The sequence below is a fragment of the Pantoea sp. B9002 genome, from assembly GCF_013385945.1.
Classification (GTDB): Bacteria; Pseudomonadota; Gammaproteobacteria; order Enterobacterales; family Enterobacteriaceae; genus Pantoea.
This window is the reverse complement of the sequence record NZ_JACAPA010000010.1, coordinates 210,643-234,609: the sequence shown is the minus strand read 5'-3', so window position 1 is coordinate 234,609 and position 23,967 is coordinate 210,643. Positions and strand designations below refer to the sequence as shown.

Sequence of the window (23,967 nt, the reverse complement as noted above, 5' to 3'; positions counted from 1 at the left end):
TGCCTGAAGTGATGTGAATAACGGCGACAGCGATGTCGCCGTTTTTATTCTTAATCCTGCACGCGATGTACCACCGGCCAGTGAGCCGCGAGAAAATCCACAAAGCAGCGCACGCGCGGCGACAGATAACGGCTGGCGGGCCAGATGGCAGAAAAACGACTCTCCCGCACGCAGCTGCCCGGCAACACTTCCTGTAACTCGCCTCTTTTCAGTAGTTCACTCACGACAAAATCCGGCACATAGCTGATGCCCATTCCAGCCAGCGTGCTGTGCACCATCGCTTCGATGTTGTTGACGGTTAACAGTTTTAGCGGCTGGAATTCGCCAGTCACACGCAAATCTGCCAGCTCCCAGCTTTGGATCAAGCCGGTTGCCGGGAAGCGAAACAGAATGCAGTGATGGCGGATTAACTCGTCGCTGTGTTTTGGTGGCTGATGGCTTTGCAAATAGCCGGGACTGGCGCACAACACAAAGCGAAATGCGCCCAGCGTGCGCGCCTGCAGGCGTGAATCCTGCATTTCACCGCTGCGAATCGCCACATCAAATCCTTCATCAATGACGTTCACCAGCCGATCGCTAAAATCCAGTTCCAGTTCAATATCCGGATAAAGCTGGCTGAAGTGCGGCAGCAGCGGCGTGAGTAGCCGATATCCGACCACCGGCAGCGAAATGCGCAGTTTGCCGCTGGGATGACTCACCGCCTGAGTGATCTCCGCTTCGACATCGCGAATTTGTTCGAGGATAGGCCGCGATCGCTCCAGCAACAATGCGCCCTCCGCCGTCAGGCTGACGCTGCGCGTACTGCGATGAAACAAGCGCACGCCGAGCTGCTGCTCTAAACGTGCCACATTCTTCCCCACCGCAGACGCGGAAATGCCAAGCAGGTGCGCCGCCTGCACAAAGCTCAGCGTCTCGGCTGTACGCACAAAGGAAGTTAACGACGTCAAACTGTCCATGCTAATAAACCTTTTGTCCGCAAAGAACGGATATCCACCCCATTTATTCATCTTTATATCCGCAATAGCATCCTTCGTCATCCCTTCACTATTTTGCGAGACCTTTCGATGACGGAAATCAGCACGGCATTGACTATCAGCGCTAAACACAGCGCAACGCTGGCGATTCTGCTGGCAGCGTTATTGTTGCCGTTAAGTTTTACCGGCGGCGTTGTGACAACACCGGCGATCAGCCACGAACTGCAGGGCGGGCCGCTTTCACTGGCCTGGCTAACCAATGGCTTTATGCTGACCTTCGGCAGCGGTCTGCTTGCTGCGGGCGTCGCCGCCGATAAGCTCAGCTACAAACGCATTTTCATCGCCGGTCTGGCGCTGTTCGCGCTTAGTTCTCTTTTGATTTTTCTCACCCAAAGCGCGTTTGCCCTCGGCATCTACCGCGCGCTGCAAGGCATTGCCGCCGCCATGACCTTAGCTGGAGGCGCCACCGCGCTGGCGCATCTGCACAGCGGTAATACGCGTACGCGGGTGTTCAGTTTGCTCGGCACGCTGTTTGGTGTCGGATTGGCGTTTGGCCCGTTGCTGATGGGATTGATTACCGCTGGATTGGGCTGGCGCTGGGTTTATCTGGTGCTGGCGTTGATAGCCACGCTCATCGCGTTAGCCAGCCAGCTTTCTCTCGCCGCACCGCAGGTGCGCGCATCCGGACCTGTGGATATACGCGGCACCGCGCTATTCAGCATGGCGCTGCTGTCCTTCACCACCGCGCTAATTCTGCTGCCGCAATATGGCGCGATTTCATGGCCGCTGCTGCTGTGCACGGTATTAACGCTGCTGGCGGGCGGAGAATTTTATCGTCACACCAAGCGGGTTGAAGCGCCGGTGTTTAGTCTGACGCTGCTGCGCCAGCCGCACTTTGCTGGCGTGCTATTGCTGCCCGTCGCCACTTGTTACTGCTATGTGGTGCTGCTGATTGTTATCCCGCTATTTTTGATGGGCGCACAGGGACTGAGTGAAACGCAAAGCGCCGTCACGTTGCTGTCACTGACCGCGCCGATGCTGATTTTTCCCGGTATCGCGGCCTGGCTAACGCGCTGGTTCCGTGCTGGCAATGTAGCGGTATTGGGCTTGCTGCTGGCGACATTGGGATTGCTGGGCATGGCGCACGCCATCGCAACCTTCGATATCACCGGGTTGAGTATCGCGATGTTCATTACCGGCGCGGGTGCGGCGTTGCCCTGGGGTTTGATGGATGGATTGGCGGTGTCTGCCGTATCGGTAGAACGTGCAGGCATGGCGGCCGGCTTGTTTAATACGGTGCGTGTGGCCGGTGAAGGTATCGCGCTGGCGGTGGTGATGGCGCTGCTGACGCTGTTCAATCAGTGGCAACTCCACCAGACATTACCTGCGCTGGACGTCAGCACGCGCGAGGCGGTTGCTGGCTGGCTTTCCGGCAGTCATATCGCAGAAGCCAGCAAGTTACTGCCGCAATTGACGGTCCGCGCACTGGTGCACAATGTTCAACAGGCTTATCAGATTTTGTTGTACGGATTAGCGGCGATCACGCTGCTGTGTACAGGGATGATTGGATTTTTACTGACACGCCCAACGATACCGAGATAAAAAAATGGCGACTCAATTGAGCCGCCATCTTCTTTTATTGTGAGTCGATATCTTTCAGATCATCCTGAATCGCACTGGCGTTCGGATTATCTTCCGGCTTCAGCTTACCGCCGTTGGCGATGAAGTCATGTCGCTGGAAGTAGGCATTGCGAATGAAGGCGTACGGATCTTGCTGCTGACGCAAAATGGCGTCCGAATCCAGCAACTGCGCACGGGTTTCAATCCCTTCCAGTGTCCATTTACCTACCGAGATCGGCCAGCTTAACCAGCTTAAGACCGGATAAAGCGTATCAACGAAATCACCGCCATCTTCACGGATGGTGAAGCTGCCGTAGGCTGGCAATTCAACATACGGGCCGTAACCGACGCCATAACGTCCCAGCGTGCTACCAAAGCGATGCGGCACTTCACGCGCCAGCTCCGGATTGGCTTTGCCCGCCACGTCAATAAAGCCACCCAGCCCTAACACGGTGTTCAGGAAGAAGCGGGTGAAGTGGATGCCTGCCTGGCGCGGTTCGCCAACCAGAATGGCGTTGACCATGCTGGCGGGCTCTTCGATATTGCCCAACACATTACTTATGCCGCTACGAGCCGGCACCGGCACATAATCGCGCCAGGCTACCGCCACCGGGCGCAGAACATACGGATCCAGCACGTTGTAGTTGAAGTTAAACATCGTGCGGTTAAAGCCTTCCAGCGGATCGCTGCGCTGCGCAGGTTCCGTATTTTCAGCCGGTTTTGAGCTGGCACAACCCACCAGCAGTAAGCTGGCTAACGCCAAACCGGTCAGGCGGTTATTCATTCTTCTCTCCCTGTGCGGATCAGTAAGGTATCGCTTCAGGGCTGCTGTTGATTAATTTCCACAGCCAGTTGCTGATGACCATCCCAGGGTGTGACCGCGCTTAAACCCAACCAGTCGCCAGACTGCGGATTGGCACTGCCATCGCGCGAAATGCGCACCCTGACTTGCACCTGATGCTGCGCCGAAAGCAGACGATCGGGCATCATGGCATTGCTGTCATCAAGCGTGAGCGATAACGGGAAGTGGCTCAGCGGTAAACGCTTCACAGCCACAGGCACCGGTGAAACACCGTCAGACACAGAAATATACAACACTCCGCCTTGCGGTAACATTTTTTCTGCCTGCGGCGTCAAACTCACCGTCAATGCCAGGCTGCTATTTTGCTGTCCCGCGTCGGTTTTCGCTTGTTCAATGCTGCGCTCGATCATGGTGATGCGACGATCGCCCGCCGGTAACAGTTTCAGCATCACCTGCCATGCACCAATCGCCTCGTTGTACTGCTGCTGCTCAAAGGCGTTAAACGCCAGCAGACTCAGCGTGCGCACATCGCTGTGATCGCGTTTGAGCAGCTCTTTCAGCAATACGTTGGCCTGACGGTTATCCTGCGGATCGCTGGAGCGCGTTAGCACTTCGGCGTAATCCTGCTGCAGTTCGATATTGTCTGGCGCCAGCTGTAGCGCGTGTTCAAATGCCTGGCTGGCATCGGTGGCGTTATTCAGCACCATGCCTAAACGTCCCAGCATCGCCCAATCATTGAGGTTAGTTGAGTCGTTCTGCAGCGAGCTGCGTAGACCCAGTTGCAGACGCGCCAGCTCTTCCATGGTCAGCGGCTGCGCTTTGGGATCCATCACGCGCGCTCTTAAAGCAGGATACTCCTGCTGTACGCTGACAAACGCGGTTTGCTGCGCGAGTCCACCGGTTTTCAGATACATGCCAATCGACACCACCAACAGCGCAATCACGCCCGGCAGCAATACCCAGCGACTGCTGCGATGAATAGCTGCCGCGTCCTGCTGCGGCACATCAGTTAACAGCGTTTGTTGCAGTTCGCGCACCATTTCCGGGCGCTCAGCCACCACGCCCTCTTCTTCATCACGCTCCAGCTCACGCAAGCGTTGCTGATAGAAATCGGTGTTGAGACGATCGCGATCGCCACTGCTGGCCTCGCGCTGACGCCAGCCGGCCCGCAGAAACAGCGCGATAGCCGCCAGCAGTAAAATAATCAGGGTAATCCAGAATCCAGTCATTACGGCTTCCCGTCACGCTTAAGTAACGCCGCAAGGCGCTGTTGTTCACTGTCGTCGAGTTCGCTACGCGCTTTGCCGCGACGATTGCGCAGAATAATGATCAGCGCGCCCAGCACCACAAACAGCGCTGGTCCCACCCACAAAATCAGCGTGGAAGGGGTTACCGGTGGCTCATACGTCACGAAATTACCGTAACGCGCCACCATGTAATCAATGATCTGCTGGCGGTTTTCGCCCTGCTTCATCAGCTCGTAGACTTTGAGACGCATATCCGCCGCGATCATCGCGTTGGAATCGGCAATGCTGTTGTTCTGGCATTTCGGGCAACGCAGCGATGCGGTGAGTTCGCGGTATTGCTCTTCCTGCTGCACCGAATCGAACTGATACGTATCAATCGCCGCCCACAGGCTGGTGCTGAGCAGAATGCCCGCTAACAGTAGAAGCAGCCGTTTCATACGCCCGCCTCCTTGGTGTATTTGTCCCACAGCGGTTTCACTTCTTCGAGCCAGACGCGATCGTTCATGTCGCCTGCGTGGCGATAACGAATGATCCCTTTGCCGTCGATCAGGAAGGTTTCCGGTGCGCCGTAAACGCCGAGATCGAGACCGAGCATCCCGTTGCCGTCATACAGGCTGAGCGCATAAGGATTCCCCAGCGTGTTCAGCCAGGTCACCGCTTTGGTGCGATCGTCTTTATAATTGAGGCCAACCACGCGAATGCCTTTTTCCGCCAGCGTGTTGAGGTATTGATGTTCCGCGCGGCAGGTTGGGCACCAGGTTGCCCAGACGTTGAGCAGAATCGGTTTGCCATCGGTCAGCACCTGCTGATCGTAGATTTTGCCGGGCTGATCCAGCGCTTCCAGTTTGAATACCGGAACGGGCTTGCCGATCAACGCTGATTCGAGACGCGTTGGATCATCGCCGTTGGCGTTGCGCGACAGCTGCCACAGCAGCGCCGCGGCCAGCAGCAGAAACAGAACTAACGGGATAAACAGGATTTTTTTGTTCATGCCAGCTCCTCGCGCTGCTCTTTTTTGCGTGAGCGATAGCGCGGATCGAACAGGCAGAACAAGCCGCCCACCGCCATAAACACGCCGCCGTACCAGATCCAGCGCACAAACGGTTTGTAGTAAATCCGCACCGCCCACGAACCGTCATCCAGCTCTTCGCCCAGCGCCGCATAGAGATCGCGGGTAAAACCGCCGCTGATCGCCGCTTCGGTCATCATGGTGCGCGCGGCTGCATAGAAGCGTTTTTCCGCCTGCATCACCGCTTCCAGCTTGCCGTTGCGCGTCACTTCAATCACCGCCACGCCACCGCTGTAGTTAGGCCCTTGCAGATTGCGCACGCCGTGGAAGGTAAAGTGATAATTGTGGATATCGACGGTATCGCCCGCCTTCATGCGCACATCACGCTCAACGCTGTATTGGGTGCTAAAGGCGATACCGACCACGGTCACCGCCACGCCAAGATGCCCCAGCACCATGCCCCAATGGCTGCGCGACAGATGACGTAAACCTTTGAAGAAGGAGTGACGATGGGTGGCGCGCTCGTGCAGCTCCATCAACGTCAGCATGATTACCCAGATCGACATCAGCAGGCCGATAACCGTCATCGCCTCAATGCGATCCTGCAGCAGCCACGGCAGCGCGATCGACAGAATCAGCGTCACCAACAGGCCCACGCCAAGGCGTTTCCACAGCTTCTGTGGCTGGTCACGACGCCAGCGCACCAGCGGACCGATACCGAGCATCAGCGCGAACGGTGCCATCAGCCAGGTAAACATGGTGTTGAAGAACGGCTCGCCCACCGAAATGCTGCCGAGACCGAGCTGTTTATGCACCAGCGGCAGCAGCGTACCAAGTAACACCACCAGCATCGCGGCGATCAGCAGCACGTTGTTACCCAGCAGGAAGGATTCGCGTGACCAGGCTTCGCTCTGCACGCGGCTGCGCACCTGACCGCCTTTCAGCGCGTACAGCAGCAGCGAGCTGCCAATCACAATCACCAGGAAGGCGAGGATAAACATGCCGCGCGCCGGATCGGAGGCGAACGAGTGCACGGAAACCAGCACGCCGGAGCGCACGAGGAAAGTGCCGAGCAGGCTTAACGAGAACGCGGTAATCGCCAGCAATACCGTCCACGATTTGAAGCTGCCGCGTTTTTCCGTCACCGCCAGCGAGTGCATCAGCGCCGTGCCGGCCAGCCATGGCATAAAGGAGGCGTTTTCGACCGGATCCCAGAACCACCAGCCGCCCCAGCCAAGTTCGTAATAAGCCCACGCCGAACCGAGCACGATGCCGATAGTCAGGAACACCCACGCGGCGGTGGTCCACGGACGTGACCAGCGCGCCCATGCGGTATCCAGACGTCCGGCCATCAGCGAGGCAATGGCAAACGCAAAGGCCACCGAGAAGCCGACGTAACCCATGTACAGCAGCGGCGGATGGAAGATCAGCCCGATATCCTGCAGCATCGGGTTGAGATCGCGTCCATCAATCGGGAAGTTTGGCAAAGTGCGGGTAAACGGATTCGAGGTGAGAATAATAAACAGCAGGAAGCCGAGGTTAATCATGCCCATCACCGCCAGCACGCGCGCCAGCGCATCCTGCGGCATTCCACGGCTGAAAATCGCCACCGCCAGCGTCCAGGTGCTGAGCAGCAGCACCCACAACAGCAGTGAACCTTCATGCGCGCCCCAGGTTGCCGCGATGCGATAATAGACCGGCAGCAAGGTGTTGGAGTTGGTGGCGACATAGCCGACGGTGAAATCATTCACCACAAAGGCGTGCACCAACACCATAAAAGAGGCGGCGACACAGATAAACATGCCCCAGGTTAACGGGCGCGCCATCGCCATCAAACGCGCATCCTGACGCGCCGCGCCCCACAGCGGATAGACGCTCAACAGTAGCGCTAAAGCCAGCGCCAGACACAGCAGGAAGCTACCAATTTCCGGCATCATGATTGCGCACCCGACTGCTGATAGGCTGCTGCAGGTCCTGTGTGATTCTTCTTCATGGCATCTTCAATTTCAGGAGGCGTATATTTTTCATCGTGTTTCGCCAGCACTTCTTTGGCGTTCACCAGATTGCCCTCTTCCAGCACGCCTTGCGCTACCACGCCCTGCCCTTCACGGAACAGGTCCGGCAGAATGCCTTCGTAGGTAACACTAACCACGCCGTTGGCGTCATACAGTTTGAAAGAGACGGCGAGCGTTTTCGGATCGCGCTTTACGCTGCCCGGCATTACCATGCCGCCAATGCGCAAGCGCTGGCCCGGCTCAGGCTTCTGATGATCTTCACCTTTGCCGTTGATAATTTCACTCGGGGTATAAAACAGGTCGATGTTGGAACGCAGCGCGTACATCACCAGCGCAGTCGCCAGGCCAAGCCCGATCAACACGGCGATCGCCACATACAGGCGATTACGACGACGGATATTCACACGGTTTCTCCCGCTGCTCCACTGGCAGCTTTTTTCGATTTAGCCGCGCGAATGCGGCGCTCCCTGGACTGACGCTGGCGAATTTCCGCCAGCAAACGGCGGCGGAACAGCACGGTGTGCAGCACCAGACCGAATAACGGGATCAACGTGAGGATAACGGCGAGCCAGACGTAAAAGGCATAGCCGCCCATGGCAAAGAAATCGCTCCACGATGCAAAGGCTGGCGTCATGATTTGCTTCCTCCCTGCGCCACATCAATCGCCCACGGACGATGGCGCTCGGTAAACAGAATCAGGTTGCGCAGGCGCATTAAAGTCAGCGCACCAAACACCAACAGGTAGCCGAGAATGGACCAGCGCAGCGGTGTGCGCATGCTCGGATCGATGGCCTGTTGCAGTATGCCTGATGAGCCCTGATGCAGCGTGTTCCACCACTGTACCGAGAAGTGAATGATCGGCAGATTAACTACGCCAACCAGAATCAAAATACCGGCGGCGCGCCCGGCGGTGCGGCGGTCTTCAAAGGAGTGATAGAGCGCGATAACGCCCATATAGAGGAACAGCAGCACCAGCTCGGATGTCAGTCGTGCATCCCAGATCCACCAGGTTCCCCACATTGGTTTACCCCAGGCGGAACCGGTAATCAGCGCTATTAAGGTGAACACCGCGCCAATCGGCGCCATCGCCGCCGAGACCAGATCGGCCATCTTCATCTGCCACACCAGGCCGATAAACGCCGCGATTGCCATTGACGCGTACACGCCCATCGACCACATCGCCGCAGGCACGTGAATGTACATAATCCGGAAGCTGTTGCCCTGCTGATAATCCGCCGGTGCAAAGCCGAAGCCCCAGACCCAACCGAGTAACAGCGTGCCAACACCCAGCACCGCGAACCACGGAATCAAGCGACCGCATAGCTGGTAAAGCCGCTCAGGCTTTGCCCACTGGTGTAACCATTTCCACATTTTGCATAGCTCACAATAAAGAGAATTCAGGTTTCGACCGCTCTGGGGCGGCACGAATTAATGCAGACTGATACGCAAGGCCGCAGCCGTCGCAAACGGCGACAGGGTTGCGCTTACCGCCAGCATCGCGCCAAGAATTGCCAGATAACCCCCGATCGGCAATCCCATTCCGGCGGCATCAATCGCCGCGCTGGCAAATATCAAAACCGGTATCGACAACGGCAATACCAGCAAACTCAGTAACACGCCGCCGCGCCGCAGCCCAACGGTTAATCCGGTCCCAATCGCGCCGAGAAAACTCAGCGTTGGCGTGCCAAGTAATAACGTCAATGCCATCGCGCGCCAGCCGGCAAAATCGAGCGACAGCAACAATGCTGCCAGCGGCGACAATAAAATCAGCGGCAGCCCGGTAATCAGCCAGTGAGCAATCACTTTGCCCAACACCGTAACCGGCAGCGGCGTTGGCAACAGAAGTAGTTGCTCAAGCGAACCATCAAGAAAATCGTCACGAAACAGCCTTTCCAGCGCCAGCAATGAGGCCAGTAACGCGGCAACCCACGCCACGCCCGGCGCAATGCGCGCCAGCTGCTGCGGCTCCGGTCCGATACCTAACGGAAACAGCGTGATAACAATCAGGAAAAACCACAGCGGATTGATCACTTCCGCGCCGCTGCGAAAGGCGATTTTTAGTTCGCGCTGAATGACCCGGCCTAACATCAAGCCCACTCCGAAGTAAGACGAATTTTACGCACGCGCGCGCTGTTATCGGGCAGATCCTGATGCGTGGTCAAAATCACCGCTCCGCCGTTATCGGCATGGCTGGCAAATCGCGCCATTAATTTTTCCACACCGCCTTTATCGATGGCGGTTAAGGGTTCATCGAGGATCCACACCGACGCCGGGCTGAGCCACAAGCGTGCTAATGCCACGCGCCGCTGCTGTCCGGCGGAGAGTTGCGCTACCGGCACCTCTTCAAAACCCAGCAGATCGACCTGCTCAAGCGCATCAAAAATCGCGTTTTCATTGCTGCTGCCGTGCCAGAAATGCAGGTTCTCAAGCGGTGAGAGTACCGATTTCACGCCAGGATGATGGCCAAGATAGAGCAGATTTTGTTGCCATACTTCGCGCTGTTGACGAATGGGCTGTGACTGCCACATGACGTCGCCCTCTTCCGCCCGGCTTAATCCGGCCAGCAGGCGCAGCAGCGAAGTTTTCCCGGCACCGTTTGGCCCTTCAATTTGCACAATGTCACCCGGTTGCACACGGAAGCTCAACCCATGAAACAAGGTTCGCTCATCACGAACGCATGAGAGATTAATGACTTCGAGCATAGAAGGGAGAATCACGGCAATGAATGAGGCGGGGATAATACCACATTGAATCTGTGGGCCGAAGTCTGTGAGCTGGCTCCCACTTACCCCAAATGGGGTATTCGTGCGCATCAGATCAAGGAATTGCTCAAAAAACCAACTCGGTTAAAATTTCGTTACTCTTAATTTGAATCTTCGTAACAAATTGACCTTGCTAAAACCAGCTACGCTTATTACGCAATGGCATTATCACACGAGGGAAACATGAAACAATCACCATCGATTTCAAATAGTGACAACGATGTAGAGAGTGATGAGAAGGACCAAGGTAAGGAGATTGAAGTCGATGAAGATGCCCTGCCCTCGCAGGCTGCGGCGATTCATGAAGAGATCCGCCAGGATGGCGAAAAAGAGCTCGAGCGCGACGGCATGGCGCTGCTTTGGTCGGCGGTTGCGGCGGGATTGTCGATGAGCGCTTCGCTGATGGCGAAAGGCATTTTTCAGGTCCATCTCAAAGGCGTGCCGGGCGCATTTTTACTGGAGAATTTGGGTTATACCTTTGGCTTTGTGATTGTGATTATGGCGCGCCAGCAACTGTTTACCGAGAACACTGTTACCGCGGTTTTGCCAGTGATGCACAAACCGACCGGCAGCAACTTTGCGCTGCTGTTGCGTCTCTGGTGCGTGGTGCTGCTCGGCAATCTGATTGGCACCGCATTGGGCGCGCTGGCCTTTAATCATATGCCGATATTCGACGATGCGACGCGTCAGGCGTTTACCGCCATCAGTGAAAAAGTGATGGTCAATCCACCCAGTGAAATGTTCGCTAATGCGGTGATCTCCGGCTGGATTATCGCCACCATGGTGTGGATGTTCCCGTATGCGGGCGCAGCAAAAATTGTGGTGATCGTGATGATGACGTGGCTAGTGGCGTTAGGTGATTTAGCGCATATCGTGGTCGGTTCGGTCGAGGTGCTGTATCTGGTGTTTGCGGGCACGCTGCCGTGGTACGAATTCTTCTGGCCATTTGCCTTGCCTACGCTGCTTGGCAACATCACGGGCGGTACGCTGATATTTGCTTTGATCAGCCATGCGCAGATTCGTAACGATATGAGTGAAGCGGCGAAAGCCAAAGCGCGTGCGGAACAGAAGCGGAAAGAGAAGCAAAAACAGGCGTAAGCCTGGTCTTAAATTGCTGATAGATTGAGCAAACAACCGCTGCATAGTTAAAATCAGGTTCGCGGTGCGCTATACTGCGCGCCCGGCGTCTCCTTAGTTAAATGGATATAACGAGCCCCTCCTAAGGGCTAGTTGCAGGTTCGATTCCTGCAGGGGACACCAGATTCTCATCGTTCTCCCGCTTAAAACAGCCATCTCGCCAGAGCAAGTGTCAGTCCAGCGGTACTCATTATTCCCGCCACAATCCATTTCGTTTGTTGGTTTATCGCCTGATGAAGATCGCTTTTAGTGGCGTAGTTCGATTTGATCGCCGCAATGTCCGTTTTCATCAGCGCCATATTGGTTTTGATATCGTCGATATCCGCTTCCAGCTTTGACACGCGCTTTTCCATAATTACGGCCTCTCGTAACTTGTCATTGTAATCAATGCGATAGCTTAACTTTCCTGTAAAGCATCCTACGCCAAAATCCTTGAAAAAAATGCCTCACCGAGTTTGAAAATGCTCAACTGAGAGATGTGTTCAGAAAAAAACAGGGGTTCTTGCAGCCGATTACAACGTTTCAAGAGTGAGACCGTAATCAGACTTGATCGTGTCGCCATGCCGATGGCGTCACGCCATGCAGTTGACGGAAGCGGTTACTGAAGTGACTTGAGGAGTGAAAACCGCAGCGCAGTGCGATTTCTGTCAGCGGTAAACGGCTGAATTTAAGCAGCTGCAGCGCAGCATCCATGCGGCGGCGCATCACATATTGATGCGGGGCCTCGCCAACGCTGCTGCGGAACATGCGTGCAAAATGGTATTCGCTCAGCGCCGCTTCGGCTGCCAGTTGCGCCAGCGTTAATGGCTGGTCGAGCTGCGCATCGATATACGCCATAACTCGCCGCAACACGGCGGGTGCCAGTCCGCCACGTACCTGCGGCGCTTGCCATTGCACATCACTGTAGCGTTGCAGCAGATGCGTCATCAGCAACGTTGATGCGCTGCTGAGCATCAATTGATTCGCCGGCTGTTGCCAGTCGGTGCTCAGCAAGAAGTGACGATAAAGCTGGGTGATGCGATCGTCCGCCGCGAAGATCTTTTCATGCAGATTGAGCTGCGACGGACTGCGATCCCAGATCTGCTCGCCCAAATGCCGCAGATGCTCATCGGTGCAATAGAGATGCACAAACGACAAATCGGCGCGGATATCCCACACCGATTCCACCCCGCTGGGCATCAGGCAAAAGCGATCCGGGCCGCCGCCGTTGCGCCAGCCGTGCTGGGTTTTATGCCAGGTTTCATAGCCGTCGGCGGTATACAGGCTCAGCGTGTGATGATCGCTAAGATTGGTAACGCGATCGCCGCTATTAAACCAGGCCGCCAGCTTAATGCCGCTCGACAACTGCACGCTGTCGCGCAACTGCGCTTTGTGGCGCTGTAGCATGTTGAAGGTCTGGTAATCGGCCATGGTTCATACCACTCGCAGTTCATGAGCGCCCAGTGTACGGATCTTCGCAGACAGAAAACAGGTCACAGCCGGACGCAGAAGTAATAAGCGCAAGATTTTGCAATTGCCGCGCAAAAACGTGCAAGCGGCAGGTTGCTTTTCACGCCACACTGCGAGCCAGATTGTGTCGGAGAGTGCGTTATGAATGTGATGTTATACCTTGCCGTGGTGCTGATTTGGGGAACCACCTGGATCGCCATTTTCCTGCAGCAGGAAGCGGGCGATACGCCTGTTTTGGTGGCGGTATTTTGGCGTTTCTTACTGGCGTCGCTGGTGATGCTGGTGATCCTCAAACTGCTGCGTCGGCTGCGAACGCTGGATAAACGCGATCATCTGTTTTGTTTGCTGCAGGGTTGCTGCGTGTTCGGCTTCAATTTTGTCTGCTTCTATCATGCTGCCGCGTGGATCAGCAGCGGTCTGGAGTCGGTGATTTTCTCGATGGCCGTGCTGTATAACGCGCTTAACAGCTGGATCTTCTTCCGTCAGCGCCCGACGTTTCGCCTGTTGCCAGCGGCGGTGCTTGGCCTGGGCGGTATTGTCGCGCTGTTCTGGAATGATATTCAGGCGGCGCATCCGGCTCCGCAGTTGCTGTGGGGCGTGGGCCTCAGCGCGCTTGGCACGCTGGGATTCTCTTTCGGCAATATGATTTCGCTGCGCCATCAACGCCGTCAGCGTGATGTGTTGACCACCAATAGCTACGCGATGCTATATGGCGCATTGGTGATGGCCGCACTGGCATTCATCAACGGCGATTCGCTGGCGCCAGCGCTGAATATGCAGTGGTTAGGCGCGATGAGCTACCTGGCGATATTTGGTTCGGTGGTAGGATTTGGTGCCTATTTCACGCTGGTGGGCCGTATTGGTGCCAGTCAGGCCGCTTACAGTACTTTGCTGTTCCCGCTGGTGGCACTAACGCTCTCCACGCTTTACGAAGGTTATCACTGGCACAGTAATGCGATTGTCGGATTGGTGATGATTCTGGCGGGGAATATGGTGATGTTTGTGCGCTGGCCGACGATGGGGCGATTACGTACCGCATAAATAACGAGAGCGGGCATTGCGCCCGCTCTTTTGTTCCTCTAGCGCCAGCCCTGAACGCCGATATTGAGCTGGTGAGGTTTAGTTATGGCTTTTCTGGCAATCCAGTAAAGCAGGACGCGTTCATCATCTTTGTCGCGGTCGGCCATTGCCAGTAATTTCAGCGACAACGTGGATTTATTCACTGGTTGATGCTCATCGCTTAACTCGATCACCGCCTGACCGATAATGCAGCAAACCTCATCCTCATTTGACGCGGATTCATATGTTCGGTCTTTCATATTTCCTCCTCTTGAATGAATTCTAAGCCTGGCAAACATCCACAACTTTGCAGGCGATATGGCGCGATCGATACAAATGCTTACACATGGTTACCCACAGCAACCGCTGCGGTTTAAATGACATCACTCGCTGTCATCACAATGTCATTCATACCCGTATAGCTGCATTTCATTCCACCGTCCGGTTCATTCACGCCTCTGTTTCCCCCGCACGCGCGAGAGCAACTTATTATCTCAACAGATTCCGCTTTCTCGAGTGAGAGATAAAAATGACAACAGCAACCCCCGCGAATTACCAACGTACCCGCATGCTCACCCTTATTGGCACCATTATCACCCAGTTCGCTTTGGGCTCGGTTTATACCTGGAGCCTGTTTAACGGCCCGCTGGCAAATAAGCTGGATGCGCCCATCAGTGAAGTGGCTTTCTCGTTCGGTTTGCTTAGTCTTGGCCTTGCGATCGCTTCATCGCTTGCCGGGAAATTGCAGGAGCGCTTTGGCGTGCGCAACGTCACCATCGGCGCGGGCATGCTGATGGCGGTCGGTTTCTGGCTGACCGCGCATGCCGATAATCTGATGATGCTTTACCTCAGCGCCGGGATTCTGGTGGGATTGGCCGATGGCGCCGGTTATCTGATGACGCTCTCTAACTGCGTGAAGTGGTTCCCGGAGCGCAAAGGGCTCATTTCGGCCTGTTCGATTGGTGCGTATGGTTTGGGCAGCCTCGGCTTCAAATTCATCTGCGGCGCACTGCTGAGTGCACAAGGTCTGGAGAATACCTTCATGATCTGGGGCGTGCTGGCGATGAGCATGATTATTGTCGGCGCGTTGTTGATGCGTGATGCACCGATGCAGAAGAGCGGCGGCAATACGCAGCTGGAAGCCAAAGATTATACGCTGGCACAATCGGTGCGTTTACCGCAGTACTGGATGCTGGCGCTGATGTTCCTGACTGCCTGCATGAGCGGCCTGTACGTGATTGGCGTGGCGAAAGATATTGGTGAAGGCATGGTGCATCTGAGCGCGCAAACCGCCGCCAATGCGGTCACGGTGATTGCGATTGCCAACCTCAGCGGCCGTCTGATTCTTGGTGTGCTGTCGGATAAAATGGCGCGCATCCGCGTGATTACGCTGGCGCAAATCGTCTCGCTGCTGGGCATGAGCATTCTGCTGTTCACCCATATGAGTGAATCGACCTTCTTCCTCTCCTTAGCCTGCGTGGCCTTCAGCTTCGGCGGCACCATTACCGTGTTCCCGTCGCTGGTCAGCGATTTCTTTGGCCTGAACAACCTGACCAAAAACTATGGATTGATTTACCTTGGCTTCGGTATCGGCAGCGTGCTGGGTTCGCTGGTGGCTTCCGCCTTTGGTGGCTTCACCGTCACCTTCAGCCTGATTATGACCTTGCTGGTGATTTCGCTGGTGTTGTCGCTGAGCATCCGTCTGCCAAATCGCCAAAACGTGGCAGAACCTTTACTGCATAATTAAGTTCGCTGGGATGCCGCATGAATTCGCGGCATCCCACTTCTCCACAATTGATCCACAATAACGCGTTAATTGAGAACCACTATTATTAAGCCTTGCCTTTCGGAGTAATCTCGTTATTATTATCAGGCATTCAGCTTATTCCGATTGGTTTATTTTACCCCGCGACTTTTTTAGCATTTAATTGACACAGTCCGTAATACATTCCGCAATAACTCTACATTTCCTGCATCTTCACTCCACTATTCCCCTGTAATCTGGCGTCATTGGAACAGAGGAGGACTCTCCATGAAGAAAGTTATTAAGCTTGCATCGGTTGTAGCCATTATGACGATGTTGAGTGGCTGTATTATCGATCATCATCGTGGAGGCGGCGGCCCAGGTTGGGGCCATCATGGTGGCGGAGGCTGGCATCATGGGCACGGCGGTTATGGACACCGCAGATAGTTGGGCAAAGCACACACAGCAAATAATAAGAAAATAAAAAGGGCGGGAAATTATCCCGCCCTATTTTTTTAGCTTTTTACCGCGTAATTACATTGATACCAGGCTTTCTTTAATCCGGGCAAATGGCTATTTTGCGACGGCAGTGATTCCACCTTATCAAATCCACGCTGACTGCAATAATTCGCAAGGTCGATCTCCATTGCGTCTTTATTCAGCGTGTGCGGATCGTAACGATACTGCACGGTATTTGAGCTGGTATCTTCATCGACACGCTCAAATCCTCCTGGTTTGCTGACGCTACAACCCGCCAACATAAAAAGCGCCAATGCGCTAATAAGCATTTTTTTCATTAGGGTTTCCTCTTAAGCGTCGCAGTCTAAAATGCAACGCCGCGCTTATCTATAGGAATGAAGCGCGAAATGTCTGCATAATGCAAAGCTTTTGCCAATCAAATCGATAAAACCAAACGGTTTCTCTTATCAACTCAGCGGTGCGATTATGTACCCAGACAAAACGAAGTCTGCACCACACCAGGTGAGTTAATAAGAAATATACTGATAGTGACCTTCATGCCCGCGCTGAGCGGGCTTTTTTTTGCCCGCTAACCGGTAAGGCTGACCATCTTACGTAAAAGATTGGCCGCTTGTTTGTCAGGCAATGCGAGAATGCCGCTGTAGAGATCAATCGACATCGCGCACATTGCGCCGCGATCGACCGCGGTATCAGCCGGCATATTCAGCTGTTGCAGCCGATCGCCCCACTTGCCATACAGTTTTTCCACCACGCTCTGTAAATCGCGCTGCGCCGCAGCCTGATCCAGCGGCTGTTCATTGCCGGTGCTTTGCTGCAGCAGCGTTTCCAGTGCTTGCGCATCGCGCTGATTCAGTTCCGGTGACAGCACCTGCTGCAAATTGACGCCGCCATTCACCTGCGGATAGAGGAAACGGAAGCAGCGCTGCGGTTCCTGCTGCTGCAACGCCTGCATCTCCTCGACCGAGACGCGGATGTAATCAATGATCGCCGCATCGCTGGCACGCGTCAGACGCTGATTAACCAGATCCATCAACCAGCCGCGCATATCACCCAGCGCCTGATCGGCAGGAACACCTTCCAGCCGTTTATGCAGCAGTTCGCGATTAAGCAACTGCCACAATGCGGGCTCCTGAATTTTTAGCAGACGATAACCGGGCGCGAGGCTAAGTTGTGTTGCCACCTCTTCTACCAGCGCCTGCCGCTCCTGACGTGGATGCAGCCAGCTGAACCACAGCAAATTCGCCAGTATCAGCGGCAAGATAAACAACAGCACGCCTTGCCACAATCGCAGCGAGGTGGTGCGCACCAGCAGAATAATAATGATCGCCAGCAGCGCGAACGCCGCTAGCGTAATCGGAAAAAGCGAGAGCATCGAGCGGGGTTAATCCTTACGCACATCAATTAATACGGGGCAATTGGCGCGCTCAATCACTGTAGCGCTAACCGAACCTTTCAGCAGACGATTAAACGGCGACAGATGACGGCGTCCCATGATGATCATGCTGGCATGCAAAAGTGTGGATTGCGCCACAATGGTTTCCGCCGCTTCACCCGCCAGAATCAATCCCTTGGCCGCCACGCCCGCGCGCAGCAGCGGCGCCAGCGCATGACGCACCACCATTTCGGCGGTGTTCTGCTCATCTTTCGCCGCAACAAAATCATCCGGATCTTCACCGGCATCAATCTCAATCGGTTGATTGCAGGAGGAGTAAGCGGGATCAACGCAGCATAGCACTGTGACCTGCGCCTGATGCGCCAGCGCTTGTTCAATGGTCAACGCAATCACTTTTTCCGCCACCGGAGAGTTATCGATGGCCATCAGCAAGGTTTTCATCAGTTGGTTATCCTTCCACAGCGGTCATTTTGCCAATTTCACGAATCAAGGCGTCTTTGCACTTGATGATTTGCTCACGATAGTGCGCTTCCTGCTTATGAAAACGCGCGGTCGGCACCAGTAATGAGATGGAGAAGCGGCCAAACAGCGTATCAATGGCGACCGCCATGGTTGAAATGCCCTCCAGCGTCTCACCGCGATCGATCGCTAATCCGCTGGCGCGCACCTCGGCAATCAGCTCCAGCAGTTGCGGCAGGGTTTTCACCGTCATCTCGGTTAACTCTTTATAGGCTTCGCCCACCATCACGCGTACATCTTCATCACTCTCCAACGCCAGCAACGCGCGGCCGCCCGATGTGCTGTAAAGCGGCAGATTCAGTCCGATGCGCGGCACCACGCGCAGTTCGCGCGAGGCCACCACATAATGCACGATCGCCAACTGCGTGCCGCTGGCCCGCGCTAGCGATACCGTTTCATTAATATCGGCAGAGAGTTGTTCAAGGAATGGACGCACGATTTCCACCACGTCGCTGTGCACGCTAGAGATCAGCTTGAGCAGCGCCGGACCGAGACGTAACCCGCCAGCACCGCTGCTGCGCACCAGCTGCGCGTTGTCCAGCGCACCAATAATGCGCTGCACCGTCGAGCGCGGCAGATCAACCACCTGCGCAATTTCACCCAAACTCATGCCGCCGGGATGCTCACCCAGCGCATTCAGAATTTTTGCCGCACGCGCGATGACCTGAATGCCACCCGCTTTTTCATCCTCACGGCTTGAGGGAAGTTCAACCATGATGCGTTCCTTTTTGGCCTGCCCTACTTTAACGCGAATGATCGCACTTTTACACCCTGTATCACATTGCAATACAGCATATCGATATGTAAGATGCCATCTGTATCACATCGCAATACACTGCATCAACACTATAACGAGAAGCCTGCTATGAACGCCCAGCCCATTGCGGCTCCGGCACCCCATCCGTTTACTCTGCGCCTCGCGCTGGGATTGGTTGGCGTGCTGATTGCCGCGCTCACATCGGGATTAAACGATCGCGTCACCGATATCGCGTTAGCCGATATCCGCGCAGCCATCGGCATCAGTTACGATCAAGGCAGCTGGATCATCTCCGCGTATCAGGCCGCTGAAGTGGCGGCAATGATGATTGCGCCCTGGTTCGCCGTCACCTTTTCGCTGCGCCGCTTTGCGCTCACCGTCTCCGCCGGTTTTATGCTGAGCGGCCTGCTGCTGCCGCTGATGCCCAACGCCACGCTGTTTATCGCCTTGCGCGTGGTACAGGGATTATTTGGCGGCGCGCTGCCGCCGATGCTGATGACCGTTGCACTGCGCTTTCTGCCGCCGCCGATCAAATTATACGGTTTAGCCGGTTATGCGCTGACCGCCACCTTCGGCCCGAATATGGCCGCTTCGCTGGCGGCGTTCTGGACCGATGACGTCAGCTGGCTGTTTGTGTTCTGGCAAGTGGTGCCAGCCATGCTGATTGCCATGCTGCTGATTAGCTGGGGTTTGCCGCAGGATCCGCTGCGCCTTGAGCGTTTTAAACAGATCGACCTGTTCGGCATGCTAACCGGCTGCTCCGGTATGGCGCTGTTGATTCTGGCACTGACGCAGGGCGAGCGACTCGACTGGCTCGAATCGCCGTTATTCAGCGGCCTATTATTCAGCGCGCTGGCGTTGCTGACTGTGTTCTTTATTAATGAATGGTTTCACCCGCTGCCGCTGTTCAAATTGCAGATGCTGGGACGGCGCAATCTCGCGCACGGCTTGCTGGTGCTGGCGGGCGTGCTGATTCTGTCGCTGTCAGGATCGGCGCTGCCGTCGGCCTATCTGGCGCAGGTACAAGGCTTCCGCACGCTGCAGTTCGCCCCGCTGGCGTTGACCATCGGGTTGCCGCAATTACTGATCGCGCCTTTTGTTGCCGCGCTGCTGAATATTCGCTGGGTGGATTGTCGCTGGATGTTGACGGCGGGCGTAGCGCTGTTGGTGACGTCCTGCCTGATGGGCATGCACATCACCACCGATTGGGCGCGGCAGAATTTCTGGCTGATTCAGATTTTGCAGGCGTTCGGCCAGCCGATGGTGATTTTGCCGGTGCTGATGAGCGCCACCAGCGTGGTCGCGCCGCCGGAAGGCCCCTTTGCCTCGGCGATGTTCAACACGGTGCGCGGTTTCTCCAGCATCGCCGCCAGCACGCTGGTGGAATGGTTTATCAGCCACCGTGAAAAATTCCACTCCAACGTGCTGGTCGATAGCGCCGCCAGCCGTTCATGGCTGATGACGGCGCCGAACAGCGCACAATCCAGCAGCAGTTTGCCGTTGCTGCCGGACGGCAGCGCCAGCAGCGCGGAGAACCTCAGCGGCTTCGCCACCTTGCTAAAACAGCAGGCGATGGTGCTGAGCCTGAGTGATTGCTACCAGATGCTGATTGCCTTCGCTGCCCTGCTTGTACTGTTAACCGCCTGGCTGCCGAAACGCGTCTGGCCACCACAAACTCTGATTCAACCTGTTACGACGACGTCGAGATAATTGATATGCAAGCTTTTGCTCTGAAAAGAACGGTGCTGTTGAGCGCCTTATTACTGGTGTTATTAGCGATGGCCTTTTTTGTCTGGTCATCAATGACCGGCAACGATCACCGCACCACCGATGCCTACGTGAATGCTGATTACACGTTGGTTGCGCCGAAAGTTTCCGGCTACATCGCCAGCGTCAACGTGCAGGACAACCAGCGCGTGAAGGCCGGCGAACTGCTGGCGACACTCGACGATCGCGATTATCGCGTGGCGTTAGAGACCGCGCAGGCCAATTTGCAGGTCAGCGAGGCGAAGCGTTTGAGTAGCCAGGCGCAGCTGGAACAGCAGCAATCCACTATCGACCAGGCGAAAGCCACGTTAGCGGCGAGCCAGGCTTCCGCGCAGTACGCCGGACAGAGCGCCGCGCGTTACAACCAGCTGTATAAAAGTGGCACCATCGCCGCAGACGATCAGCAAAAAGCCAACTCAACGCAGCGTTCCGCCTCGGCCACCGTCCGCCAGAGCGAAGCGGCGCTGGCTTCCGCCGTCAAGCAGGTGGGTGTATTGCAAGCTGCGGTGCGTCAGGCCGCTGCCGATGTCACTGCCGCCCAGGCCAGCGTCGATCAGGCGCAGCTCAATCTTTCCTATACGCGCATTGTGGCGCCGGTGGATGGCATGGTCGGTCAGCGTTCGGTACGACTCGGCGCCTACGTCAGCGCAGGCACGCGTTTGCTGGCGGTGGTGCCGCTGCAGCAAACCTATATCACCGCTAATTATCTGGAAACGCAGCTGGCGGATGTGCAGCAAGGGCAGAAAGTGAGCGTGAAGGTGGATGCCTTGCCGGGCAAGGTATTTAGCGGTCGCGTCGACAGCATTGCTCCGGCGACGGGCGCGACCTTTTCCGCCATTTCACCGGACAATGCCACCGGCAATTACACCAAAGTGGTACAGCGTTTGCCGGTGAAAATTGTGCTTGATGAGAACCAGCCGGATCTGGCAAAACTGCGCGTGGGGATGTCGGCGATACCGGAGATTGAGACCCGCTGAAAATGTGAGCGATATCTCAGAAGCGACCTATTTATTTTTGGGACAAATCCGCGTAAATTAGCGCTCGATCCTGTTCCGGGCTTGCCTGGAGCGACCTGAGAAGAAAGCGTGTAGCGATGATGAACTCCACCTTTCTCTTATTCTGTTCGGGTTACGCGGGTTTGGGATCGCCCGCCGGGTAGCCGCTCAGAGGAGTTGTTTTGTGAGATACGCTTTGATGGGAATTTCTTTCTTCCTGTTGCTTTGGGTCGGTACTTTTGTACTGATGCTGTAGAGCCGCCAGGCGGGGCGACGCTGAGTCGCCCCACTTAATGGTTATTCCTCTTCTTCTTCCAGTGCTTTCACCGTTCCCGGCAAAATGCCATCGGCACGGAACATCGATTTAATCCCCCGCACCGCCTGACGAATACGATCGCTGTTTTCAATCAACGCGAAACGCACATGGGTATCACCGTAATCACCAAAACCGATGCCCGGCGAGACGCACACTTTGGCTTCCTGCATCAGTAATTTGGCAAACTCCAGCGAGCCGAGATGCGCGTAGTGATCGGGAATTTTCGCCCAGACGTACATCGACGCCTTCGGCAGATCGACCATCCAGCCCGCTTCGTGCAGGCCTTTCACCAGCACATCGCGGCGGCGTTTGTACTGTTCAGCGATATCACGCACGCACTGTTGATCGCCTTCCAGCGCCGCAATCGCTGCGACCTGCAGTGGCGTGAAGGTGCCGTAATCGTGATAACTCTTGATACGCGCCAGCGCCGAGACCAGCTCTTTGTTACCGACCATAAAGCCGATGCGCCAGCCCGCCATGTTGTAGCTTTTCGACAGGGTAAAGAATTCTACCGCCACATCACGCGCGCCCGGCACCTGCATAATCGACGGCGCTTTCCAGCCATCGTAGGTGATGTCAGCGTAGGCGAGATCGTGGATGACCAGCACGTTGTACTGCTTCGCCAGCGCGATGACGCGCTCGAAGAAGTCGAGCTCAACGCATTGCGCCGTAGGGTTTGACGGGAAGCCGAGAATCATCATCTTTGGTTTGGGATAACTTTCGCGAATCGCCCGCTCCAGCTCGTTGAAGAAATCAACGCCCGCCACCAGCGGGACAGAACGCACCTGCGCCCCGGCAATCACCGCGCCGTAAATGTGAATTGGATAGCTGGGGTTTGGCACCAGCACGGTGTCGCCGTGGTCGAGCGTGGCCAGCATCAAGTGCGCCAAACCCTCTTTGGAGCCGATGGTGACAATCGCTTCCGATTCCGGATCGATCTCCACCTGATAACGATCTGCGTACCAGCGCGAAATCGCGCGACGCAAACGGGGAATACCTTTCGAGGTTGAGTAACCGTGCGTGTCTTCGCGCTGCGCCACCTGGCAGAGTTTTTCGACGATGTGCGGCGGCGTCGGGCCATCCGGATTGCCCATCGAAAAATCGATGATGTCTTCGCCGCGCCGACGCGCAGCCATCTTCAATTCAGCGGTAATGTTAAAAACATACGGGGGAAGGCGTTCAATACGCGAGAAACGACGGGGTGTGCTGTTATCAGCCATGATGTCCTCTGGTTTACGTAAGCGCCCGGACCGTCCGAGCGACGTGGGTCACTGTGGTGACCGCACCAAGAACATAACGCGCTGATAACAAGATTGTCGAGAGCAGACGGAAATTTTTTTAATGTTGCGGATTCAGGCGGCCAAACACCCAATCGCTTACCCATTGGCCATTTAGCAGATAATTATCCCGCAGCGTGCCCTCAAGGGCGAAACCATTCTTCTCCAGAATGCGGCGCGACGGCCAATTCCCCTCAATCACCATCGCTTTCAGCTTATGAAATTCTGCCTGCAGCAAAAATTGGCACAGCGCGTCAAGCGCTTCACTGCCATAACCCATGCCGGTAAACGCCGCGCGCAGCATGTAACCCACTTCGGCCTGACGATAGGGATGCCACTCGGCGCTGCAGCCAAACAGGCCAATCGGCTCGCCGGTTTCCCGGATGCGCGCCACCAGACACAGCATATGAAAACTGCTCGCCTGCCACGGTGCCAGGCGCTCGGTAAAGCGTTGACGGATATCGTTTTCATCCGGGATTTCACTGACCCACGTCATGGTCGCGCGGTCCTGATGTACCGCTTTAAAAATCTGCCAGTCTTCAGGTTGAAGCCGACTGAGGGACAAACGTGGAGTGAGTAATTGCATGGCTGAGCTCCCCTTTTTTTATACGGCAACATAGCAAACCGGCGTATTTACAACCAGCG

At 55.7% G+C, this 23,967-nt stretch carries 27 protein-coding genes and 1 tRNA gene; 8 read left to right on the top strand and 20 right to left on the bottom strand.

The window, feature by feature from the left end:
• Nucleotides 1–50 precede the first annotated feature (50 nt).
• Nucleotides 51–956 (bottom strand): LysR family transcriptional regulator, encoded by a 906-nt coding sequence (locus HX773_RS08275; RefSeq protein WP_176971155.1) that lies wholly within the window; start codon nt 954–956, stop codon nt 51–53.
• A 108-nt stretch (nt 957–1,064) separates the two neighbouring features.
• Between HX773_RS08275 and HX773_RS08270 the strand changes: the two genes are divergently transcribed.
• The gene (locus HX773_RS08270; RefSeq protein WP_176971154.1) at nt 1,065–2,576 is read left to right on the top strand and encodes an MFS transporter; all 1,512 of its coding nucleotides are present in this window, start codon (nt 1,065–1,067) and stop codon (nt 2,574–2,576) included.
• A gap of 34 nt (nt 2,577–2,610) precedes the next feature.
• Here HX773_RS08270 and mlaA read toward each other — a convergent pair whose 3' ends face one another.
• The 10 genes from mlaA to ccmA are packed head-to-tail and all read right to left on the bottom strand — an operon-like array spanning nt 2,611 to nt 10,369.
• Complete coding sequence (mlaA, locus tag HX773_RS08265) at nt 2,611–3,378, bottom strand: phospholipid-binding lipoprotein MlaA (RefSeq protein ID WP_176971153.1); 768 nt, start codon at nt 3,376–3,378, stop codon at nt 2,611–2,613.
• A 35-nt stretch (nt 3,379–3,413) separates the two neighbouring features.
• A complete protein-coding gene (gene ccmI, locus HX773_RS08260) occupies nt 3,414–4,625 on the bottom strand; it encodes a c-type cytochrome biogenesis protein CcmI (protein ID WP_176971152.1) in 1,212 nt (403 codons plus the stop codon).
• The gene (locus HX773_RS08255) at nt 4,625–5,080 is read right to left on the bottom strand and encodes a cytochrome c-type biogenesis protein (protein ID WP_176971151.1); all 456 of its coding nucleotides are present in this window, start codon (nt 5,078–5,080) and stop codon (nt 4,625–4,627) included. The genes ccmI and HX773_RS08255 overlap by 1 nt, the downstream gene beginning before the upstream one ends.
• On the bottom strand, nt 5,077–5,634 hold the full coding sequence (locus tag HX773_RS08250) for a DsbE family thiol:disulfide interchange protein (RefSeq protein ID WP_176971150.1): 558 nt from the start codon (nt 5,632–5,634) through the stop codon (nt 5,077–5,079). Before HX773_RS08250 ends, HX773_RS08255 begins: the two co-directional genes overlap by 4 nt.
• On the bottom strand, nt 5,631–7,589 hold the full coding sequence (locus HX773_RS08245; RefSeq protein ID WP_176971149.1) for a heme lyase CcmF/NrfE family subunit: 1,959 nt from the start codon (nt 7,587–7,589) through the stop codon (nt 5,631–5,633). The genes HX773_RS08250 and HX773_RS08245 overlap by 4 nt, the downstream gene beginning before the upstream one ends.
• Complete coding sequence (gene ccmE / locus HX773_RS08240; RefSeq protein WP_008101293.1) at nt 7,586–8,071, bottom strand: cytochrome c maturation protein CcmE; 486 nt, start codon at nt 8,069–8,071, stop codon at nt 7,586–7,588. Before ccmE ends, HX773_RS08245 begins: the two co-directional genes overlap by 4 nt.
• Nucleotides 8,068–8,301 (bottom strand): heme exporter protein CcmD, encoded by a 234-nt coding sequence (ccmD, locus tag HX773_RS08235; protein ID WP_176971148.1) that lies wholly within the window; start codon nt 8,299–8,301, stop codon nt 8,068–8,070. The genes ccmE and ccmD overlap by 4 nt, the downstream gene beginning before the upstream one ends.
• On the bottom strand, nt 8,298–9,038 hold the full coding sequence (locus tag HX773_RS08230) for a heme ABC transporter permease (protein WP_176971147.1): 741 nt from the start codon (nt 9,036–9,038) through the stop codon (nt 8,298–8,300). Before HX773_RS08230 ends, ccmD begins: the two co-directional genes overlap by 4 nt.
• A gap of 57 nt (nt 9,039–9,095) precedes the next feature.
• Nucleotides 9,096–9,755 carry a heme exporter protein CcmB gene (gene ccmB / locus HX773_RS08225; protein ID WP_008101298.1) on the bottom strand — a complete coding sequence of 220 codons (660 nt, stop codon included), beginning with the start codon at nt 9,753–9,755 and terminating at the stop codon, nt 9,096–9,098.
• On the bottom strand, nt 9,755–10,369 hold the full coding sequence (gene ccmA / locus HX773_RS08220) for a cytochrome c biogenesis heme-transporting ATPase CcmA (protein WP_176971146.1): 615 nt from the start codon (nt 10,367–10,369) through the stop codon (nt 9,755–9,757). The genes ccmB and ccmA overlap by 1 nt, the downstream gene beginning before the upstream one ends.
• A 243-nt stretch (nt 10,370–10,612) precedes the next feature.
• Here ccmA and HX773_RS08215 point away from each other — a divergent pair, with 243 nt between their 5' ends.
• Nucleotides 10,613–11,527, top strand: a complete 915-nt coding sequence (locus HX773_RS08215) for a formate/nitrite transporter family protein (RefSeq protein WP_176971145.1) — start codon at nt 10,613–10,615, stop codon at nt 11,525–11,527.
• 87 nt (nt 11,528–11,614) lie between these two features.
• Nucleotides 11,615–11,689 (top strand) — tRNA-Arg (locus HX773_RS08210).
• Nucleotides 11,690–11,709: 20 nt separating this feature from the next.
• Here HX773_RS08210 and HX773_RS08205 read toward each other — a convergent pair.
• Together HX773_RS08205 and HX773_RS08200 are read right to left on the bottom strand one after the other, a co-directional pair.
• Nucleotides 11,710–11,919, bottom strand: coding sequence for a hypothetical protein (locus HX773_RS08205; RefSeq protein WP_176971144.1), 210 nt, complete (start codon nt 11,917–11,919; stop codon nt 11,710–11,712).
• Nucleotides 11,920–12,106: 187 nt separating this feature from the next.
• Nucleotides 12,107–12,976, bottom strand: coding sequence for an AraC family transcriptional regulator (locus HX773_RS08200; RefSeq protein WP_176971143.1), 870 nt, complete (start codon nt 12,974–12,976; stop codon nt 12,107–12,109).
• Between the two features lie 180 nt (nt 12,977–13,156).
• Here HX773_RS08200 and HX773_RS08195 point away from each other — a divergent pair, with 180 nt between their 5' ends.
• Nucleotides 13,157–14,056: a DMT family transporter gene (locus HX773_RS08195; protein WP_176971142.1), complete on the top strand. Its 900-nt coding sequence runs from the start codon at nt 13,157–13,159 to the stop codon at nt 14,054–14,056.
• A 38-nt stretch (nt 14,057–14,094) separates the two neighbouring features.
• On the opposite strand, the gene HX773_RS08190 is transcribed toward HX773_RS08195, so the two are convergent.
• A complete protein-coding gene (locus HX773_RS08190) occupies nt 14,095–14,334 on the bottom strand; it encodes a hypothetical protein (RefSeq protein WP_008101313.1) in 240 nt (79 codons plus the stop codon).
• Between the two features lie 269 nt (nt 14,335–14,603).
• On the opposite strand from HX773_RS08190, the gene HX773_RS08185 reads away from it, so the two are divergent.
• A complete protein-coding gene (locus HX773_RS08185) occupies nt 14,604–15,821 on the top strand; it encodes an MFS transporter (protein WP_176971141.1) in 1,218 nt (405 codons plus the stop codon).
• Between the two features lie 512 nt (nt 15,822–16,333).
• On the opposite strand, the gene HX773_RS08180 is transcribed toward HX773_RS08185, so the two are convergent.
• The 4 genes from HX773_RS08180 to HX773_RS08165 all read right to left on the bottom strand — a co-directional run bounded on the left by HX773_RS08180 (nt 16,334) and on the right by HX773_RS08165 (nt 18,925).
• A complete protein-coding gene (locus tag HX773_RS08180; RefSeq protein WP_008101319.1) occupies nt 16,334–16,615 on the bottom strand; it encodes a membrane lipoprotein lipid attachment site-containing protein in 282 nt (93 codons plus the stop codon).
• A gap of 251 nt (nt 16,616–16,866) precedes the next feature.
• Complete coding sequence (locus HX773_RS08175; protein ID WP_008101321.1) at nt 16,867–17,670, bottom strand: hypothetical protein; 804 nt, start codon at nt 17,668–17,670, stop codon at nt 16,867–16,869.
• 9 nt (nt 17,671–17,679) lie between these two features.
• On the bottom strand, nt 17,680–18,132 hold the full coding sequence (locus HX773_RS08170; protein WP_176971140.1) for a universal stress protein: 453 nt from the start codon (nt 18,130–18,132) through the stop codon (nt 17,680–17,682).
• 7 nt (nt 18,133–18,139) lie between these two features.
• Nucleotides 18,140–18,925 (bottom strand): IclR family transcriptional regulator, encoded by a 786-nt coding sequence (locus HX773_RS08165; protein ID WP_176971139.1) that lies wholly within the window; start codon nt 18,923–18,925, stop codon nt 18,140–18,142.
• Between the two features lie 150 nt (nt 18,926–19,075).
• Here HX773_RS08165 and HX773_RS08160 point away from each other — a divergent pair, with 150 nt between their 5' ends.
• The 3 genes from HX773_RS08160 to ypdK all read left to right on the top strand — a co-directional run bounded on the left by HX773_RS08160 (nt 19,076) and on the right by ypdK (nt 21,985).
• Nucleotides 19,076–20,677, top strand: coding sequence for an MFS transporter (locus HX773_RS08160; RefSeq protein ID WP_176971138.1), 1,602 nt, complete (start codon nt 19,076–19,078; stop codon nt 20,675–20,677).
• A 5-nt stretch (nt 20,678–20,682) separates the two neighbouring features.
• On the top strand, nt 20,683–21,711 hold the full coding sequence (locus HX773_RS08155) for an HlyD family secretion protein (RefSeq protein ID WP_176971137.1): 1,029 nt from the start codon (nt 20,683–20,685) through the stop codon (nt 21,709–21,711).
• A 202-nt stretch (nt 21,712–21,913) separates the two neighbouring features.
• The gene (gene ypdK / locus HX773_RS08150) at nt 21,914–21,985 is read left to right on the top strand and encodes a membrane protein YpdK (RefSeq protein ID WP_099686956.1); all 72 of its coding nucleotides are present in this window, start codon (nt 21,914–21,916) and stop codon (nt 21,983–21,985) included.
• A 41-nt stretch (nt 21,986–22,026) separates the two neighbouring features.
• On the opposite strand, the gene alaC is transcribed toward ypdK, so the two are convergent.
• Together alaC and HX773_RS08140 are read right to left on the bottom strand one after the other, a co-directional pair.
• Entirely contained in the window at nt 22,027–23,265 is a 1,239-nt protein-coding gene (alaC, locus tag HX773_RS08145; RefSeq protein ID WP_008101332.1) for an alanine transaminase, read from the bottom strand.
• Between the two features lie 118 nt (nt 23,266–23,383).
• Nucleotides 23,384–23,908, bottom strand: a complete 525-nt coding sequence (locus tag HX773_RS08140) for a GNAT family N-acetyltransferase (RefSeq protein ID WP_176971136.1) — start codon at nt 23,906–23,908, stop codon at nt 23,384–23,386.
• Nucleotides 23,909–23,967 lie beyond the last annotated feature (59 nt).

Excerpts from the sequence above, each read along its gene's own strand:
- HX773_RS08275 (WP_176971155.1), bottom strand. The coding sequence starts at position 956 with ATGGACAGTTTGACGTCGTTAACTTCCTTTGTGCGTACAGCCGAGACG.
- HX773_RS08270 (WP_176971154.1), top strand. The coding sequence starts at position 1,065 with ATGACGGAAATCAGCACGGCATTGACTATCAGCGCTAAACACAGCGCA.
- mlaA (WP_176971153.1), bottom strand. The coding sequence starts at position 3,378 with ATGAATAACCGCCTGACCGGTTTGGCGTTAGCCAGCTTACTGCTGGTG.
- ccmI (WP_176971152.1), bottom strand. The coding sequence starts at position 4,625 with ATGACTGGATTCTGGATTACCCTGATTATTTTACTGCTGGCGGCTATC.
- HX773_RS08255 (WP_176971151.1), bottom strand. The coding sequence starts at position 5,080 with ATGAAACGGCTGCTTCTACTGTTAGCGGGCATTCTGCTCAGCACCAGC.
- HX773_RS08250 (WP_176971150.1), bottom strand. The coding sequence starts at position 5,634 with ATGAACAAAAAAATCCTGTTTATCCCGTTAGTTCTGTTTCTGCTGCTG.
- HX773_RS08245 (WP_176971149.1), bottom strand. The coding sequence starts at position 7,589 with ATGATGCCGGAAATTGGTAGCTTCCTGCTGTGTCTGGCGCTGGCTTTA.
- ccmD (WP_176971148.1), bottom strand. The coding sequence starts at position 8,301 with ATGACGCCAGCCTTTGCATCGTGGAGCGATTTCTTTGCCATGGGCGGC.
- HX773_RS08230 (WP_176971147.1), bottom strand. The coding sequence starts at position 9,038 with ATGTGGAAATGGTTACACCAGTGGGCAAAGCCTGAGCGGCTTTACCAG.
- ccmB (WP_008101298.1), bottom strand. The coding sequence starts at position 9,755 with ATGTTAGGCCGGGTCATTCAGCGCGAACTAAAAATCGCCTTTCGCAGC.
- ccmA (WP_176971146.1), bottom strand. The coding sequence starts at position 10,369 with ATGCTCGAAGTCATTAATCTCTCATGCGTTCGTGATGAGCGAACCTTG.
- HX773_RS08215 (WP_176971145.1), top strand. The coding sequence starts at position 10,613 with ATGAAACAATCACCATCGATTTCAAATAGTGACAACGATGTAGAGAGT.
- HX773_RS08205 (WP_176971144.1), bottom strand. The coding sequence starts at position 11,919 with ATGGAAAAGCGCGTGTCAAAGCTGGAAGCGGATATCGACGATATCAAA.
- HX773_RS08200 (WP_176971143.1), bottom strand. The coding sequence starts at position 12,976 with ATGGCCGATTACCAGACCTTCAACATGCTACAGCGCCACAAAGCGCAG.
- HX773_RS08195 (WP_176971142.1), top strand. The coding sequence starts at position 13,157 with ATGAATGTGATGTTATACCTTGCCGTGGTGCTGATTTGGGGAACCACC.
- HX773_RS08190 (WP_008101313.1), bottom strand. The coding sequence starts at position 14,334 with ATGAAAGACCGAACATATGAATCCGCGTCAAATGAGGATGAGGTTTGC.
- HX773_RS08185 (WP_176971141.1), top strand. The coding sequence starts at position 14,604 with ATGACAACAGCAACCCCCGCGAATTACCAACGTACCCGCATGCTCACC.
- HX773_RS08180 (WP_008101319.1), bottom strand. The coding sequence starts at position 16,615 with ATGAAAAAAATGCTTATTAGCGCATTGGCGCTTTTTATGTTGGCGGGT.
- HX773_RS08175 (WP_008101321.1), bottom strand. The coding sequence starts at position 17,670 with ATGCTCTCGCTTTTTCCGATTACGCTAGCGGCGTTCGCGCTGCTGGCG.
- HX773_RS08170 (WP_176971140.1), bottom strand. The coding sequence starts at position 18,132 with ATGAAAACCTTGCTGATGGCCATCGATAACTCTCCGGTGGCGGAAAAA.
- HX773_RS08165 (WP_176971139.1), bottom strand. The coding sequence starts at position 18,925 with ATGGTTGAACTTCCCTCAAGCCGTGAGGATGAAAAAGCGGGTGGCATT.
- HX773_RS08160 (WP_176971138.1), top strand. The coding sequence starts at position 19,076 with ATGAACGCCCAGCCCATTGCGGCTCCGGCACCCCATCCGTTTACTCTG.
- HX773_RS08155 (WP_176971137.1), top strand. The coding sequence starts at position 20,683 with ATGCAAGCTTTTGCTCTGAAAAGAACGGTGCTGTTGAGCGCCTTATTA.
- alaC (WP_008101332.1), bottom strand. The coding sequence starts at position 23,265 with ATGGCTGATAACAGCACACCCCGTCGTTTCTCGCGTATTGAACGCCTT.
- HX773_RS08140 (WP_176971136.1), bottom strand. The coding sequence starts at position 23,908 with ATGCAATTACTCACTCCACGTTTGTCCCTCAGTCGGCTTCAACCTGAA.